Below are 16122 nucleotides of genomic sequence, written 5' to 3' on the forward strand. Positions count from 1 at the left end.
CTCCCTTAGTGATGTACGTCGCAGCTGTGCTTAAACTAGCGGCGTAAGTTTTTACACGTCCAGTGTTGATTTCGGTTTTCTCAGGAGTTCTCATGGCCAGGCCCCGGCAGGCGCTGCTCACCAAGGAGCGCATCGTCGAGGCGGCGGCCGCTCTGATCGACGCCGAAGGGCTGGACGCGTGCTCGATGCGGCGCCTCGCCACCGAGCTGGGAGTGCAGGGGCCGTCGCTCTACAACCACTTCGCCACCAAGGCGGAGATCGTCGACGCGGTCGCCGAGGCGGTGGTCGCGCAGGTCGACATCACCGTCTTCGGCGGCAACGACTGGCGTGAGGGGCTGCGGCTGTGGGCGAAGTCGTACCACGCGGTCCTCGCCGCGCACCCGAACATCGTGCCGGTGCTGGCCACCGGCCCCGGCCGCCGCCCGGCCGGCCTGGCCATGGCCGAGGCGGTCTACGGCGCGCTGATCGAAGCCGGCTGGTCGCGGGCCCGGGCCACCCACATCGGCGCGCTGATGCGTTACCTGATCACCGGCTCCGCGCTGGGCTCCTTCGCGCTCGGCTTCGACGCCGACCCGGAGCTGTACGACCACTATCCGCACCTGCACCGCGCCCACGAACTCGCCGCCCACCGGGCCGCAGTCGACGAGGGCGCCTTCGAACTCGGGCTGGATCTGCTGATCACCAGCCTGTCTGATCGCTACGACCAGGGGGTACGCCGATGACGCCGGTCCACCGTGAGCAGCTCTACATCGGGGGCGCGTGGGTGCCACCGGATTCGCGCGCACGGATCGGAGTGGAGAACCCGTACACCGAGGAGGTGTTCGGGCACGTGCCGGCCGGCACGGCCGAGGACGTCGACCTCGCCGTCTCCGCGGCCCGCGCCGCCCTGCCCGTGTGGGCCGGCCTGCCGTCCGCCGAACGCGGCGCGGCCCTCGGGCGCCTGCACCGGGCCCTCACCGCCCGCGCCGACGAGATCGCCCGGACCGTCGGCCTCGAACTCGGCACACCGCTCAAGATCGCCAAGGCGGTCCAGGCGGGCCTGCCGCTCACCGTCCTCGCCGGGTACGCCGAACTCGCCGCCCGGCCATGGACGGAGGAGTCGATCGGCAACTCCCTGGTGGTGCACGAGCCGGTCGGCGTGGTCGGCGCCATCACCCCGTGGAACTACCCGCTGCACCAGGTCATCGCCAAGGTCGGCGCGGCCCTCGCGGCCGGGAACACGGTCGTGCTCAAGCCGAGCGAGATGACCCCGCTGGTGGCGTTCCTGCTCGCCGACGCGGCCGCCGAGGCGGACCTGCCGCCCGGAGCGTTCAACCTGGTCAGCGGCACCGGCCCGGTCGTCGGCGCGGCCATCGCCGGGCACCGGGCCATCGACATGGTCTCGTTCACCGGCTCCACCGCGACCGGCCGCGCCATCAGCCACGCCGCCGCCGACCGCATCGCCCGGGTGTCGCTCGAACTCGGCGGCAAGTCCGCCAACGTCATCCTGGAGGACGCCGACCTGGTCAAGGCGGTCAAGGTCGGCGTCGGCAACGCCTTCCTCAACTCCGGCCAGACGTGTACGGCGTGGACCCGCATGCTCGTCCACCGCTCCCACTACGACGAGGCCGTCGAACTGGCCGCCAAGACCGCCGCCGGCTACACCCTCGGCGACCCGTTCGACGCGGCCACCCGCCTCGGGCCGCTCGCCTCGGCCGGGCAGAAGGAGCGGGTGCGCGGGTTCATCGAACGGGCCACCGCCCGGCTCGTCGCCGGCGGCCTGGACGCGCCGGTGCCGGCCGCCGGCCACTTCGTCGCGCCGACCGTCTTCGCCGACGTCGACCCGGACAGCGAGCTGGCCCAGGAGGAGATCTTCGGCCCGGTGCTGTCGATCATCGGCTTCGACTCCGACGACGAGGCCGTCGCGATCGCCAACAATTCGAGGTACGGGCTGGCGGGCGCCGTCTGGGGCAGCGACGAGCGGGCCCTGTCCGTGGCACGCCGGCTGCGCACCGGGGCGGTCGACGTCAACGGCGGCGCGTTCAACCCGTTCGCGCCGTTCGGCGGCTACAAACAGTCCGGTATCGGCCGTGAGCTGGGCGCGTACGGCCTGGCCGAATTCCAGCAGGTGAAGGCGATCCAGCAATGAGCGAGCTTGCGAGCGAATCAGTCGGCTCAGGGTCGGACTCATGCCGACGCCGGAGCGAAGCGGAGGTGGCGGCATGAGCGAGCTTGCGAGCGAATCATTCAGCTCAGTCTCGAACTCATGGCGGCACCGGAACAAAGCGGAGGTGACGGCATGAGCCATTACATGACCGGGCTGGTGGTCCGCGGCGCGGGCACGCCGGCCCAGCTCGCCGAGCTGCGGCTGCCCGAGATCGGACCCGGCCAGGTGCGGATCAAGGTGCGCGCGGCCGGTGTCTGCCACTCCGACCTCTCCATGATCAACGGAACGCTGCGCCCGCCGCACCCGCTGGTCCTCGGCCACGAGGCGGCCGGCGAGGTCGTCGAGGTCGGCGCACACGTGACCCGCGCCCAGGTGGGCGACCACGTCGTCCTCAACTGGCAGCCGGCCTGCCGGAACTGCTGGTACTGCGACCACGGCGAGCCGTGGCTGTGCGCCACCTCGCACGGCGTCGCGGCCCTGGAGAACGGGCTCACCCTCGACGGGGCGCCGGTCCACGTCACCCTCGGACTGGGCGCCTTCGCGGAACAGGTGGTGGCGCCGGAGAACGCCGTCATCCCCGTACCGAGAGAACTACCCTTCGAGGTCGCGGCCCTGCTCGGGTGCGCGGTGCTCACCGGCAGCGGCGCGATCCGCAACACCGCCGGGGTCAAGCCGGGCGAAACGGTGCTCGTCATCGGCCTCGGCGGGGTCGGCCTGTCGGCGGTCGCGGCGGCCCGCGCCGCCGGCGCCGGCAAGGTGATCGCCGTCGACGTCACCGAGGCCAAGAAAGGCCTGGCCGAGGCGGCCGGCGCCACCGATTTCGTGGTCTCCTCCGACAGCCTGTCCAAGGACATCCGGGACCTGACCGGCAAACTCGGCGCGGATCACGCCATCGAATGCGTCGGCCGGGCGTCGACCATCCGCGCCGCGTGGCGCGCCACCCGGCGCGGCGGCCAGGTCACAGTCGTCGGCATGGGCGCGGCCGACGACATGGTCCAGCTGGCCGCCCTCGACATCTTCTCGTCGGCGCGCACGCTCAAAGCCTCGGTGTACGGGCAGGCCGACACCGACATCGAGGTCCCGGCCCTGGCCCGTGACGTCCTCGACGGCAAGCTCAACCTCGACCACCTGATCACCGACCGGATCACTCTGGCCGAGGTCCCGGCCGCTTTCGACCGCATGTCCCGGGGCGAGGGCGCCCGCTCCGTCGCTCTCCTCTGACCGTTCCCAGCATGCGAGCCGGCCCCGACCGGGGCTGGCTCGCGTCGTTTCAAGCGGCGTCGGGCTCGGTGCTGCGCAGAACGTAGTGATCGTCACCGAAGACCGCGGAGATCTGCAGACGGCCGCCCAGTGCTTGTACGTAGCGGGCGATGACCTCGACCGTGGAGACCTCGCCCTGTTCGATCTGCGAAATGCGGCCTTTCGTCACGCGGGGGCAACCGCGCAGCAGCCCGAGGCGGGCGTGTGGGCCATGAGCGCGCGGCTCACCCGTTCGGGGGATCGAGCGGCATCGCCGGTTGATATCGTGATATCACTGCCTGTACGCCGGAGGTCGCCGTGCCGAACATCCTCATCCGGGACCTGAGCCAGGAAGCCGTCGACCGCATCGACGCCGCGGCAGCGAGGCTCGGCCTGTCCCGTAACGAGTACCTGCGCCGCAAATTCGAGGAAGGCGCCACCTCCGCTGAGCGCACGGTGACGGCGGATGACTGGCAACGATCCGCCGAGGTCTTCGCGGATCTCAGCGATCCCGACGTCATGGACTCCGCGTGGCGGTGACCAGCTGGCTGATCGACAAGTCCGCCTACGCCCGGCTGCAATCCGGGCAGGTGGCCGGTCGCGACAGGTGGAGCACCCGGATCAGCCGCGGACTGGTCCGGCTCTCCACGATCACGCGTCTCGAACTCGGCTACTCTGCCCGTTCCGGGGAGGCGGGGCGCCGGCAGTTCGCGCTGCCGCCGCTGTCGTACATGCCCGTCGAGTACCTGACCCCCGCGATCGAGGATCGCGCCCTGGAAGTACAGATGATTCTCGCCGACCGTGGTCAGCACCGGGCCCCGCCCATTCCGGACCTGTTGATCGCGGCGACCGCGGAGAAGGCGGGTTTGACGGTGCTCGCGATGGACAAAGACTTCGATCTGATCGCCACGATCACCGGGCAGCCGGTGGAAACCCTGTCCGGCTGAGCCATTCGACCCGCCTCGGGCGGTTCGTACCGCACATGGTGGTCCGGCCGGGCCGACCGGCGGTGTTGCTCACGAGCGCGTCGGCGCGGCCAGCCGGTGGTGTCTCTCAGGAGCGGGTCGCCGTGGCCGGGTTGATCAGTGCGGACACCGTGCGGGCCAGAGCGGACCGGGCCGACTCGACCGACAGTTCCATGCCCTCACGCCACGAGGCCCACGTCGGCCAGAGGCTGACCGCGGTGAGCGCGTTGAGCAGGTCCTCGTCGTTGCCGATCTCGCGGGCGAAGGTGGCGGTCAACTCATCACGCACCCGCGCGGTGTGCAACTTGCGATAGCGCTGCAATCCGGCCGAGAAGGGCTCCTTGAGCGCGGACGCCCGAGCGGCGGGCCCGATCTCCTCCAGGAGACGGGCCCGCTGCTCACTGAACGCCTCGATCCGTTCGGCCAGCGGAAGATCCGCCGGAATCGGCCGGTACGACGCGTCGCGCTGCTCCAGGACACGCTGACCACTAGCGGTCATCAGCGCCTCCATGTCGGCGAAGTGGCTCCACAGGGCGCGCAGTGACACCCCGGCCAGCTTGGCCACCCGGTCGGCGGTGGGGCGCATGTCCCCTTCGCCGATCAACCGGAGGTGCGCGTCGATGATCGCATTGCGGGTCCGCTCGGACCGTGCGGTGCGACCATCGACGCGGGTGGGCGGTGTTGTCACGAATTACTCCGGTAACGCTTCAGTTCTCGGTGGGCCAGGGAACGCTTGTGCACCTCATCGGGCCCGTCGGCCAGTCTCAGCATGCGCGCACTCGCCCAGAGGCCGGCGAGCGGGGTGTCCTGGCTGAGCCCGGCCGCACCGTACGTCTGGATCGCCTTGTCGATGATCCACTCCACGGCGGAAGGCACCACGATCTTGATGGCCTGGATCTCGGTGTGCGCGCCCCTGTTGCCGACCGTGTCCATCAGCCAGGCGGCCTTGAGCACCAGCAGGCGGGCCTGCTCGATCCGCACCCGGGACTCGGCGATCCAGTCCTGGATGACGCCCTGCTCGGCGAGGGTCTTGCCGAACGTGGTGCGCGACAGAGCCCGGGTGCACATCAGCTCCAGCGCCCGCTCGGCCATGCCGATCAGCCGCATGCAGTGGTGGATCCGGCCGGGCCCGAGCCGCGCCTGGGAGATGGCGAAGCCGCCGCCCTCGACGCCGATGAGGTTCGACGCCGGAACCCGCACGTCCTCGAAGATCAGTTCGGCGTGACCGCCGTGGTCGCCGTCGGTGTAACCCATGACCGTCATGCCGCGCTCGACGGTCAGGCCCGGGGTGTCCCGGGGCACCAGGATCTGGCTCTGCTGCACGTGCCGGGCGGCGTCCGGGTCGGTCTTGCCCATCACGATGAAGATCTTGCAGTTCGGGTTCATCGCGCCGGTGATGTAGAACTTGCGCCCGTTGATGACGTAGTCGTCGCCGTCCCGCTGGATCCGGGTGCCGATGTTGGTGGCGTCGGACGAGGCGACCTGCGGCTCGGTCATCGCGAAGGCGGACCGGATCTCCCCGGCCAGCAGAGGCTTGAGCCAGCGTTCCTGCTGCTCGGGCGTGCCGAACTCGGCCAGCACCTCCATGTTGCCGGTGTCCGGGGCGGCGCAGTTGAGCGCCGGCGGCGCCACCGCGGGACTACGGCCGGTGATCTCGGCGAGCGGTGCGTACTGCAGGTTCGTCAGGCCGGCGCCGTGCTCGCCGGGCAGGAAGAGGTTCCACAGCCCGGCCTCCTTGGCGGCCTCCTTGAGGCTCGCCAGGACGGCGGGCGGCTCCCAGCCGTCGCCGTCGGAGTGGAACTCGGCCTCGGCGGGATAGACGTGCTCGTCCATGAAGGCGAGCAGTCTCTTGCGGTAGTCCTCGGTCTTCGCGTCGTACTCGAAGTCCATCAGTGTCCTTCCAGCGCTCGGTGGCCCTGCTCGACCAGGGCGGGAACCATCGCCCCGACGGTGTCGAAGCCGGGACCGACCGTCTGTCCCTTGGTGTAGCGGTAGTGCACGCCCTCGAGAATGACGGCGAGTTTGAAAGCGGCGAAGCCGACATACCAGTGCAGGTCGCTGACGTCCCGTTTGCTCCGTTCGGCGTACCGGGCGGAGATCTCGCCGAGGGTGGGATGGCCCGGGATGTCGACCGGCGCCACCGCCATGCCGTCGCGTTCCAGCAGCGGCCGCCCGGCGTAGATCAGCATCAGCGCCAGGTCGCTGAGCGGATCGCCCAGTGTGGACATCTCCCAGTCCAGCACCGCGTTCACCGTCAGCTTGTCGCTGACCAGCACGTTGTCGAGCCGGAAGTCGCCGTGCACCACGGTGCCGGCACCGTCCGGGATGTCGGTGGCGAGCCGTGCGTGCAGTTCGTCGATGCCGGACAGCTCGCGGCTGTGGGACGCGTCGAGCTGCTGCTTCCAGCGGCGCACCTGCCGGGCGTTGAAGCCCTCCGGCCTGCCGAAGTCACCCAGCCCGATCGCCTGCGGGTCCAGGGCGTGCAGGTCGGCCAACGTGTCGACGAGCGTGAACGTCAGCTCCCGGAACTCGGCGGGGGAGAGGCCGGCCGCGTCCCGGTAGATGGTGCCGTCGACGTGCTCCATCAGGTAGAACGGCGCCCCGATCACGTCGGTGTCGGTGCAGAGCAGCACCGGTTTCGGCACCGGGAAGCCGGCCTTGGATAGCGCGTCGAGAACCTTGTGCTCACGGGCCATGTCATGGGCGGTGGGCAGTACGTGCCCCAGCGGTGGGCGGCGCAGTACCCATCGGTTCACGCCGTCGGTGACCGCATACGTCAGGTTCGACCTGCCGCCCGCGAACATCGTCCCGGAGAGCGGCGGACTGTCCAGATAGGCCTGGAGTCTCTCCAGGTCCAGGCCCTTCACTGTGCCTGCCCTGACATGCTCTCCCGGCCCTCGCCCGCGGAGTCTCCGGCCGGTACCGCTCTGTGCCGCTCCATGCAGTCGATCATGCCTGTGACGCCTTCTGCTCAAAACCGCGCTGAAGTTTGTTCATGCCACCCAGCCAACGGTCCGGATCGCTCGCACGCAAGCGGTAGTAACCCTCGACTTCGGGGTGCGGGAGGATCAGGAAACCCTCGCCCTCCAGCGAGCCGGCGACCAGGTCGGCGACCGCCTCGGGGGCCAGCGCACCCTCGGCGAGCAGTGACGCGGACCCGCTGCCGCTATCGTTGCCGCGGGTCAGCATGTCGGTGCGCACTCCCTGCGGGCAGAGCGCCTGCACGATCAGACCCCGATGGGCGTAGGTCGCCCGCAGCCACTCGGCATAGGCCAGTGCCGCGTGCTTCGTCACCGAGTAGGTGGCACTGCCCAGCAGGGTCAACAGCCCGGCCGCGCTCACCGTGATCAGCAGTCGTTTCGGCTCGCCGCTGTCCAGCCAGCGCGGCAGCAGCGCCCGGCTCACGTAGACGTGCGACATCACGTTGACCCCGAAGTCGCGCTGCCACTGGGCGTCCGGCGTCGTCTCGTCACCGGACGACAGCACTCCGGCGTTGGAGCAGAACAGGTCTATGCCGCCCAACTCGTTCCAGGCGGTGTCGATCAGATGCTGGACGTCGGCTTCGTCGGCAGCGTCGCCGGGAACCGCGAGACCGCCGATCTCACCGGCGACCGAACGGGCGGTGTCACCGTTCAGGTCATTGACCACGACCTTGGCGCCGTCCGCGGCGAACCGGCGGGCCAGCGCCGCCCCGATCCCGCCGCCGGCGCCGGTGACCACGACGCGTTTCACTGGACGGCCCCGGTGAGGGTGAGGCCGCCGTCGATCACGATGGTCTGCCCGGTGATCCAGCCCGCCTCCGGGGAACAGAGGAATGCCACGGTGCCGGCCACGTCATCGGTGTCGCCGAGCCGCTTGAGCGGATACGTGGCCGCCACCTCCGCCTCCCGCCCCTCGTAGAGGGCGGTGGCGAACCGGGTCTTCACGACCGCGGGCGCGACCGCGTTGACCCGGATCTTCGGGGCCAACTCGACCGCGAGCTCTTCGGTGAGGTGGATCAGAGCCGCCTTGGTGGTGCCGTAGAAGGCGATCCCGGGTGCGGGCCGCACACCGGAGACCGAGGAGATGTTGACGATCGAGCCACCGTCGGCGAGCCCGCCCCGCAGCGCCTCCTGGACCCAGCCGAGCGTGCCGATCAGGTTGACCTCGGCCATCTTGCGGGCGGCGTTCAGGTCGAGGCTGGCGAGCGGCCCGTACGCCGGGTTGATCCCGATGTTGTTGATCAGTGTGGTGATCGGCCCGAACCGCTCCCGCACCGTGTCGACCACGGCTGCCCGGTGCGCCGGGTCGTCACCCTTGCCCGCCACACCGACCGCCACCTCGGAGCCGCCGAGCTCTTTCACGGCGGCCTCGAGGGCGTCGGCGTCACGGCCGGTGATCGCGACTTTCGCTCCCTTGGCGACGAAGCGCTGGGCGATGGCGAACCCGATTCCGCGGCTTGCCCCGGTCACGATCGCTATCTGGTCCGCCATCGCTCAAACCTCCTGAAGTCGTGTTATTGCAGTGTGAGTGCAGATATTACGGGGCCGGTACGCCGTTCTGCGGCGGAGTCGCTGCCTGGCCCGAGTACGGCGCGACCGGAGCGTCCTTGTCGTCAGTCGTGTACGGCGTGCCGAAGTACACCGCCTTGCCGCCCTGGATCTTGGTGAGCTGCTCTCCGCCGTAACCCGAGTGGTCCTGTGCGGAGAAGCGCAGCGGCACCAGGCCGGGGCCCTGGAAGCCGTTCTTCTGCACGGCCTCGACGATCTTGTCGCGGGTCAGGTCCTTGCCCGCTGCCTGGAGCGCCTGGACGAACAGGTAGCCGACCGACATGCCGTAGACGACGTTGTTGTCGAATTCGGCGTTGCCGTTGTGCGCCGCGTTCACCTTCTTGAACAGCTGGATCCACGGATTGGTGTCATCGTTGTTCAGCGGCAGGTAGTTGGCTGCCACCAGACCCTCCATAAGGGGCGCGGCGGCACCCAGCGTCTTCCCGACGGTGGTCGGGTCGGCGCCGACGTTGCTGACGACGAACTGCGGCTTGAACGCAATCTTCGCAGCCGTCCCGATCGACAGGGCAGTGAAACCGGGCACAGTCGCCAGCAGCACGACCTCACAGCCGGCCGCCTTCAGCGCGCCCATCTGCGGGCCCACGTTCGGATTGCTGGTCACGTAGCTCTCCTTGGCCGCGACCGGGCCGAGGATCTTCTCGATGCCGACCAGGCTGTCCCGGCCGAAATCGTCGTCCTGGCCCAGGAAGCAGGCCTTCTTGCCGGCCAGGTTCTCCTTGACATACGTGCCGAGGATCTTGCCCTCGACCGTGTAGTCCGGGTTGAAGCCGAAAGTGCCCGGGTACTTGTCCGGCTGGTTCCAGCTGCGGCTGCCGCTGGCCACGAAGAGGTCCGGCACCCGGTTCGTCTTGAGGAAGTCCAGCACGCCGGTGTGCGTCGGAGTGCCCAGGCCGTTCAGGATCGCGAAGACCTTGTCCTGGAGCACCAGCTCACGCACCACGGTCTGGGTGTTGGCCGGGTTGTAGCCGTCGTCCTTGACCTTGTAGCTGATCTTCCGGCCGTGCACGCCGCCGTTGGCGTTCACATAGTCGAAGTACGCCTTGGTGGCCGGCGCGATCTTCGAGTAGCCGGCCGCGGCCGGACCGGTCAGCGGCATGTGGGTGCCGACCACGATCTCGGTGTCGGTCACGCCCGGCACGCTCGCGCTGCTGGAACCGCCGCCGTCGCTATCGCTCGTGCAGCCCGCGGTGGCGAGCAGCACGACGGCCAGAGCCGCCGTCGCCGTACGTTTCATCGATTCCTCCTGATAAGACGTGAAATTCGGGATGGGATGGATGCGAGGCCGCCCGGGGCGGCGAGCATGACGACGACGAGAACCACACCGAAGACGACGAGCGCGAGGTTGCCCTCGAGCTGCTGAGATCCGGTCTGCTCGCCTACGGACTGGGCCAGCGTGGGGAGAAGCACCAGCAGAACCGCGCCCCACAGAGCGCCGAACAGGCTCCCCAGCCCGCCGATCACGATCGCCATGACCAGGAACAGGGAAAGCGTCAGCGGGAAAGCGCCGGGCGACACGCTCTGCGCGAGCACGGCGAACAGGGAACCGGCCACACCGGCGCAGACGGCGCTCACCACGAACGCCAGCACCTGGGTCCGGGCGATGTTGATCCCGGCCAGCTTCGCGGCGGTCTCGTCGTCGCGCACCGCCCGCAGGTCACGCCCGAACCGGCCACGGATCAGCAGCGCCAGGACCAGCACCACGATCAGCGCCGCGCCCCAGCACAGCCAGGCCTGCCAGCGCTCCATCGGGATCGTCTCCGGCGGCGGGTTCAGGATCACCGACAGGCCCTGATCGCTGTTGAACGTCTCGTCGAACGTGCTGGTCACCGACGGGACGACGATCGCCACGGCCAACGTGAGACCGGCCAGATAGGGACCGCGCAGCCGGGCCGCGGCCAGACCGATCACCGCGCCCGCGACCGTCGTCACCAGAATCGCCACGGCGAAGCTGAGCGGAAGGTTCACCCACTTGTTCTGGGTCAGCGCCAGCGTGTAGGCGCCGGTCGCCATCAACGCGCCGTGCCCCAGCGACAACTGGCCGTTCAATCCGGTGAGGACGGTCAAGCCGGCGGTCACGCAGAAGTAGGCGCCCACCGTGGCGAGCTGATAGTTCCGGAACGGCGGCAGCACGTAGGTCAGCGCCACCACCAGAACCGCGCCGGCCACGATCACCAGAGCCGGGTGCACGCGCCGCCGGCGCTTCGGCACGCTCAACCCCACATCCGGTACGGGCGCCGCGTTCGCCTTCTGCTGTACCTCCGTCATGCTGTCCCTCCCTGGGCATGCCCTCCCGGCCCTCGCCTGTGAGGTTGGTGGTGGGGCGCAGCCGGGTGCCGCTCGGTGCAGTCGGTCATGCCACCCTCGCTTTCGAGCTGGAGAACAATCCGCCCGGCTTGCCGAGCAGGACCACCACGAGCAGGGTGAGGATCGCCATCGGGGCGACGGTGACGTCGATGTATCCGCTGACATACGACAGCAGCAGCCCCACGACCAGGCCGCCGATGACCGCGCCGATCGGGCTGTCCAGACCGCCGACCACCGCTGCCGTGAACGCCGACACGAAGACGACGTCCATGGCGGTCGGATGCACGCCCAGTTCGGTGGGGACGACCAGCATCCCGGCGAGCGATCCGACCGCCGCCGCCAGCGCCCAGCCGAGCGTCAACATGCCGCCCACCGAGACGCCGAGCAGGCGGGACACGTCCGGAGCGAAGGCCGCTGCCCGCATCCGCAGACCGATCGCCGTACGGGTGAAGAGAAGCGAGAGAAGGACGACCACCGTGCCCACCGCGGCGAAGACGAACAGGTCGTACCGCGACAGCATCGCGATCCCGCCCACCTCGAACGCGTCCCGGCTGAACGGTGTCTCCACCGGCAGGTACTCGTTGCCGTAGATGATGCCGAGCGTGCCCTGGATGATCAGGACCAGGCCCAGCGCCACCACCACCCCGTTGAGCGGTGACGAGTGGTCGACGAACCGCATCACCACCCGTTCGACGGTGACACCGAGCACCAGCCCGGCCAGCAGAGCCACCACGAACCCGAGCCAGTACGACCCGGTCGCGTTCGTCACCGAATAGGCCACGTACACCGCGGCGACCGCCATCGCGCCCTGTGCGAAGTTGACGATCCGGGCGGCCCGCCAGATCAGCACCAGAGCCAGCGCGAACGCGGCGTAGACCAGCCCGCGGCTGAGCCCGTCGAAGGTCAGATATACGAATCGGTCCATCGCTAGAACCCCAGATAGGCGTGACGGAGATCAGCGTCGTCGCGCAACACCGACGCCTTGTTGCGAGCGACCACCCGGCCCAGCGCGAGCACCACGCCCTCGTCGGCGATGGACAGCGCGCTGCGCACGTTCTGTTCGACCAGCAGCACCGCGAGTCCGGTGCGTTCCCGCAGGTCACGCAGGAGCGCCATGATCTGCCCGGTCACCTTCGGAGCGAGGCCCAGCGACGGCTCGTCGAGCAGCAGCAGCCTCGGCCGCCCGACCAGCGCCCGGCCCAGGGCCAGCATCTGCCGTTCGCCACCGGACAGTTGGTGGCCGGCGAAGGTCCGGCGCTGCGCCAGCGGGGGGAACAGTTCGTAGACCTCGTCGAGCGCCTTCCGGCTGTCCGCCCGGTCGCGCCGCCACAGGCCGCCGAGCCGGAGGTTCTCGTCCACGGTCAACTCGGTGACCACGCCGCGCCCCTCCGGGACGTGGGCGATGCCTCTCCGCACCAGGTGCTCCACTTTGGTGCCGGAAAGCTCCGCGCCGTCGAAGACGACCCGGCCACGCGTGGTGCGAACCAGGCCCGAGAGGGTGCGCAGCAAAGTGGTCTTCCCCGCGCCGTTCGCCCCGAGCACGGCGACGATCTCTCCCGGCTGGACGGTGAGGCCGACGTCGTGCAGCACCGGCGCCGCGCCGTACCCGGCGGTCAGGCCTTCGACCTGTAGTAACGCCCCGCTCATGGGGTGTCTCCGGCCGGTGCCGGGGGACGGGTGATCATCGGCGCTCCTCCTTCGGGGCCGCTCGGTGGGTATGCCGAGGAGAGCCGGTTGATGCCCGGCTTTCCGGATATGCGAAATGGGAGGCCGGTCCGGCCTCGATGGTGCGGAAAGCTGATGGTGCGGAAATAGGTCAGCGAGCCCGGGCCGTCAGACCGAGGAGGGAACGGCGGCCCGGGGTCAGGCCGGAGCGCCGAGATAGGCCTCGGTGACCCGAGGGTTCTCGCTGATCTCGCCGGGGCTCCCGAGCGCGATCGGCTTGCCGAAGTCGAGCACGAGGATCTCGTCGCAGACCGACATCACCAGGTCCATGTGGTGTTCCACCAGCAGGACGGTGGTGCCGACCTCTTTGATCAGGTTGCCGAGCCAGCGGATCTCATCCGAGTCCAGCCCGCCGGCCGGCTCGTCGAGCATCAGGATGCGTGGCTTGGCGACCAGTGCCCGTGCCAGCTCGATGCGTTTACGAATCGCATACGGCAGCGCGCCGGGATGGGCGGCCGCGTAACGGGCGACACCACACCGCTCCAGGGCGGTGAGCGCCTCCTGCTCGGCGTGCCGGTTGCGGGCGCCGACCATCACGTTCTCCAGGACGGTCATGCCGGCGAACTGGCCGACTCCCTGGAGGGTACGCGCGATGCCGAGACGGTTCAGTTGGTGCGGCCGGGGCCGCCAGGGCTGCCCGTCGAGCGTGAGTGACCCGGTGGTCGGGTTCACAAAACCGCAGATGACGTTGAAAAGGGTGGTTTTGCCTGCGCCGTTCGGCCCGATGACGCCTACGATCCGCCCCGGCGCCACGCGCAGGGAGACGTCCTCGAGTGCGGTCAGGCCGCCGAAGCGGACCGTGATGTTGTGGAGCGCGAGCTCCTTGAGCGGGGGATCTGTTGACATGGCCGCCTCGCCGGACCGGTGGAGATCCTAGGTGGAGATGGAGCATCAACTATTTACACTTGGAGTGTAACTTTCTCGGCCGACTCGTCAACCACTTGCGATAACCCTGTTACCTCAGGCGACGCCGGCAGGGCGGAACTGGACGCTGATCCGCGATCCGACCGCCTTCGTGGTCTTCGGGACGGCGTGCTCCCAAGTGCGCTGACAGGACCCGCCCATCACGATCAGATCGCCGTGCCCGAGCGGGAAACGCAGCGTCTCGTGCCCGCCCGCGCGTGGTCGCAGCAGCAGGTTTCGTGGGGAGCCGAACGAGACGATCGCGACCATCGTGTCCTGCGTGGCGGAACGGCCGATGGTGTCACCGTGCCAGGCCACGCTGTCGCGGCCGTCGCGGTAGAGGCACATCCCGGCGGTCATGAACTCCTCGCCCAGATCATCGGCGTAATGCCGGTTCAGCTCGGTGCGGGCGGCGGTCAGCGCCGGATGGGGCAGCGGCTCCTCCGCCGGGAACCAGCGGAGAAGCCGGGGGACATCGACGACGTCGTCGAACATCCGCCGCCGCTCGGCACGCCAGTCGATGCCGAGCAGCGTCTCGAACACGGCGTCGGAGCCGTGCAGCCAGCCGGGCAGGACATCGATCCAGGCGCCGGCGGTGAGGTGATGGCGGTGGAGGCGGCCGGTCAGCGGCTCGACCGCGGCCGAACCGGACAGCAGGTCGAGCATCGAAGGCTGGTAGGCGCTGGTCATGCCGCCATGTTAGTACTGGCGTTCGATTTCCACGGCCTTCGCCTCCAGACCTGTGGACAACGAAGTCGCTGATTCGGCTTCTGTGGACAACGGGCCGGGCGCCTCCGGATCCGTGGCAGGCTTCGGGCGCAACACCGCGGCGGCCAGCGCCGCCGCCGCGATCCCACCCACCACGCCGATGAGAGAGGTGACCGCGATGGCGTCCACGAAAGCGGCACGCGCGGTCTCGGCCAGGCCGGTGTTCCCGGTCGCCGTGGCCACCCCGAGCGCGTCACCGAGCGAGTCGCGCGCCGGGCCGGTGACCTCCGCGGGCATCGACGCGCGATATGCCGTGGTCAGCACGCTGCCCAGGATCGCCACGCTCAGTGCCGTGCCGATCTGCTGCACCGTGTCGTTGACAGCCGAGCCGACTCCGGCGCGCTCCGGCGGCAGCGCGCTCAGCAGCGTTCCCACTGCGGCCGGTGCCGCCACTCCACCGCCCATCCCGATGACGACCAGGGCCGCGGCCAGCATCAGGTATCCATCGCCCGCATCCAGCGACGAGAGGATCGCGAAACCGCCGGCGACGAGCAGGAGTCCGGCCGACAGCGCCACCCGGGCACCGAACCTCTTGTCCACCACCACGCCGACCCCGTTGAACGCCATCGTCGTCACGATCATCGGGATGAAGGCCGTGCCCGCCCGGATCGGTTCGTACCCGAGGACGAACTGGAGGTGTTGCGTGATCGCCAGCATCACGCCACCGGTGGAGAAGGAGAGCAGCACGAGCGACAGGCTGGCGCCCCGGAAGTTGCGGTCCCGGAAGAGGGACAGCGGCAGCATCGGCTCGGCGACGCGGCGCTCCCAGAGGGCGAAGGCGGTGAGGGCCACCAGGGCGATGAGGAAGCCGCCGGTGGTGTGCGCCGACTCCCAGCCGTGCTCGGGAGCCGAGATGACGCCCCAGACCAGCGCGGCCATGCCGACCGTGGAGAGCAGGGCGCCCAGGATGTCGGGCCGGGTGGCCGGGCCCCGTGACTCGGGGATGATCAGCACAGCGGCCAGGATGCCGAGCAACACGATCGGGATGTTCAGCAGGAAGACCGATCCCCACCAGAAATGCTCCAGCAGCAGTCCGCCCAGGGTGGGGCCGCCGATCGCGCCGAGCATCAGCACCGAGCTCCAGATCGCGATCGCCTTCTTGCGTTCGTCCTCGTCGAAGACCGTGGTGAGAATGGCCAGGGTGCCCGGCATCAGAAAAGCGGCGCCCAGGCCCATCAGTCCGCGGACCGCGATCAGCTGGCCCGGGGTTTCGCAGATGGTGGCCAGTGCTGAGGCGCCACCGAAGATCACCAGGCCGGTGATCAGGCCGAGGCGGCGGCCATGCCGGTCGGAGAGGCTGCCCGCGGTGAGCAGCGCGCCGGCGAAGACCAGGATGTAGGCGTCGATGATCCACTGAATCTCGGAGGGGCTCGCGCCGAGGTCGCGGATCAGCGCCGGGATGGCGATGTTGAGCACCATGTTGTCCACGACTGCCACGAGCAGGCTCAGGCACAGCACGCCCAGGATCAGCCAGCGGCGGGGGTGACGGTCGGGCATTGACAGTCCTCTCTCGTACGGCGTT

17 protein-coding genes and 1 pseudogene are annotated in these 16122 nt (G+C 69.4%); 5 read left to right on the top strand and 13 right to left on the bottom strand.

Features of this window, described 5'->3' with window-relative positions:
* Nucleotides 1–92 precede the first annotated feature (92 nt).
* The 3 genes from AB0I88_RS12765 (at nt 93) to AB0I88_RS12775 (ending at nt 3367) form a co-directional block, all read left to right on the top strand.
* Nucleotides 93–722, top strand: a complete 630-nt coding sequence (locus AB0I88_RS12765) for a TetR/AcrR family transcriptional regulator (protein WP_361022088.1) — start codon at nt 93–95, stop codon at nt 720–722.
* Nucleotides 719–2128: an aldehyde dehydrogenase family protein gene (locus tag AB0I88_RS12770; RefSeq protein WP_361022091.1), complete on the top strand. Its 1410-nt coding sequence runs from the start codon at nt 719–721 to the stop codon at nt 2126–2128. Before AB0I88_RS12765 ends, AB0I88_RS12770 begins: the two co-directional genes overlap by 4 nt.
* 150 nt (nt 2129–2278) lie before the next feature.
* Nucleotides 2279–3367 (top strand): alcohol dehydrogenase catalytic domain-containing protein, encoded by a 1089-nt coding sequence (locus AB0I88_RS12775; RefSeq protein ID WP_361022094.1) that lies wholly within the window; start codon nt 2279–2281, stop codon nt 3365–3367.
* Nucleotides 3368–3416: 49 nt separating this feature from the next.
* Here the strand turns inward: AB0I88_RS12775 and AB0I88_RS12780 are convergent.
* Nucleotides 3417–3575 (bottom strand): annotated as a pseudogene (locus AB0I88_RS12780) (hypothetical protein); the annotation flags it as partial.
* Between the two features lie 128 nt (nt 3576–3703).
* On the opposite strand from AB0I88_RS12780, the gene AB0I88_RS12785 reads away from it, so the two are divergent.
* Nucleotides 3704–3925, top strand: coding sequence for a hypothetical protein (locus tag AB0I88_RS12785; protein ID WP_361022097.1), 222 nt, complete (start codon nt 3704–3706; stop codon nt 3923–3925).
* A complete protein-coding gene (locus AB0I88_RS12790) occupies nt 3916–4332 on the top strand; it encodes a PIN domain nuclease (protein ID WP_361022100.1) in 417 nt (138 codons plus the stop codon). Before AB0I88_RS12785 ends, AB0I88_RS12790 begins: the two co-directional genes overlap by 10 nt.
* 106 nt (nt 4333–4438) lie before the next feature.
* Here AB0I88_RS12790 and AB0I88_RS12795 read toward each other — a convergent pair whose 3' ends face one another.
* The 12 genes from AB0I88_RS12795 to AB0I88_RS12850 form a co-directional block, all read right to left on the bottom strand.
* The gene (locus AB0I88_RS12795) at nt 4439–5038 is read right to left on the bottom strand and encodes a TetR/AcrR family transcriptional regulator (RefSeq protein ID WP_361022103.1); all 600 of its coding nucleotides are present in this window, start codon (nt 5036–5038) and stop codon (nt 4439–4441) included.
* Nucleotides 5035–6240 (bottom strand): acyl-CoA dehydrogenase family protein, encoded by a 1206-nt coding sequence (locus AB0I88_RS12800; RefSeq protein WP_361022106.1) that lies wholly within the window; start codon nt 6238–6240, stop codon nt 5035–5037. The genes AB0I88_RS12795 and AB0I88_RS12800 overlap by 4 nt, the downstream gene beginning before the upstream one ends.
* Nucleotides 6240–7217, bottom strand: a complete 978-nt coding sequence (locus AB0I88_RS12805; RefSeq protein WP_361022109.1) for a phosphotransferase family protein — start codon at nt 7215–7217, stop codon at nt 6240–6242. The genes AB0I88_RS12800 and AB0I88_RS12805 overlap by 1 nt, the downstream gene beginning before the upstream one ends.
* 82 nt (nt 7218–7299) lie before the next feature.
* A complete protein-coding gene (locus tag AB0I88_RS12810; RefSeq protein WP_361022113.1) occupies nt 7300–8082 on the bottom strand; it encodes an SDR family oxidoreductase in 783 nt (260 codons plus the stop codon).
* Nucleotides 8079–8822 (bottom strand): SDR family oxidoreductase, encoded by a 744-nt coding sequence (locus tag AB0I88_RS12815; protein WP_361022116.1) that lies wholly within the window; start codon nt 8820–8822, stop codon nt 8079–8081. The genes AB0I88_RS12810 and AB0I88_RS12815 overlap by 4 nt, the downstream gene beginning before the upstream one ends.
* Nucleotides 8823–8868: 46 nt before the next feature.
* A complete protein-coding gene (locus AB0I88_RS12820; protein ID WP_361022119.1) occupies nt 8869–10134 on the bottom strand; it encodes an ABC transporter substrate-binding protein in 1266 nt (421 codons plus the stop codon).
* On the bottom strand, nt 10131–11165 hold the full coding sequence (locus AB0I88_RS12825; RefSeq protein WP_361022122.1) for a branched-chain amino acid ABC transporter permease: 1035 nt from the start codon (nt 11163–11165) through the stop codon (nt 10131–10133). The genes AB0I88_RS12820 and AB0I88_RS12825 overlap by 4 nt, the downstream gene beginning before the upstream one ends.
* Nucleotides 11166–11250: 85 nt before the next feature.
* Nucleotides 11251–12129 carry a branched-chain amino acid ABC transporter permease gene (locus tag AB0I88_RS12830; protein WP_361022125.1) on the bottom strand — a complete coding sequence of 293 codons (879 nt, stop codon included), beginning with the start codon at nt 12127–12129 and terminating at the stop codon, nt 11251–11253.
* A 2-nt stretch (nt 12130–12131) separates the two neighbouring features.
* Nucleotides 12132–12851 carry an ABC transporter ATP-binding protein gene (locus tag AB0I88_RS12835; RefSeq protein WP_361022128.1) on the bottom strand — a complete coding sequence of 240 codons (720 nt, stop codon included), beginning with the start codon at nt 12849–12851 and terminating at the stop codon, nt 12132–12134.
* Between the two features lie 216 nt (nt 12852–13067).
* The gene (locus AB0I88_RS12840; protein WP_361022131.1) at nt 13068–13775 is read right to left on the bottom strand and encodes an ABC transporter ATP-binding protein; all 708 of its coding nucleotides are present in this window, start codon (nt 13773–13775) and stop codon (nt 13068–13070) included.
* A gap of 114 nt (nt 13776–13889) precedes the next feature.
* Nucleotides 13890–14522: an alpha-ketoglutarate-dependent dioxygenase AlkB gene (locus tag AB0I88_RS12845; RefSeq protein ID WP_361022134.1), complete on the bottom strand. Its 633-nt coding sequence runs from the start codon at nt 14520–14522 to the stop codon at nt 13890–13892.
* A gap of 9 nt (nt 14523–14531) precedes the next feature.
* Nucleotides 14532–16097 (bottom strand): MFS transporter, encoded by a 1566-nt coding sequence (locus tag AB0I88_RS12850; RefSeq protein WP_361022137.1) that lies wholly within the window; start codon nt 16095–16097, stop codon nt 14532–14534.
* Nucleotides 16098–16122: the final 25 nt, after the last annotated feature.

Source organism: Actinoplanes sp. NPDC049802 (genome assembly GCF_040656595.1).
In the GTDB taxonomy this organism is placed as follows: domain Bacteria; phylum Actinomycetota; class Actinomycetes; order Mycobacteriales; family Micromonosporaceae; genus Actinoplanes.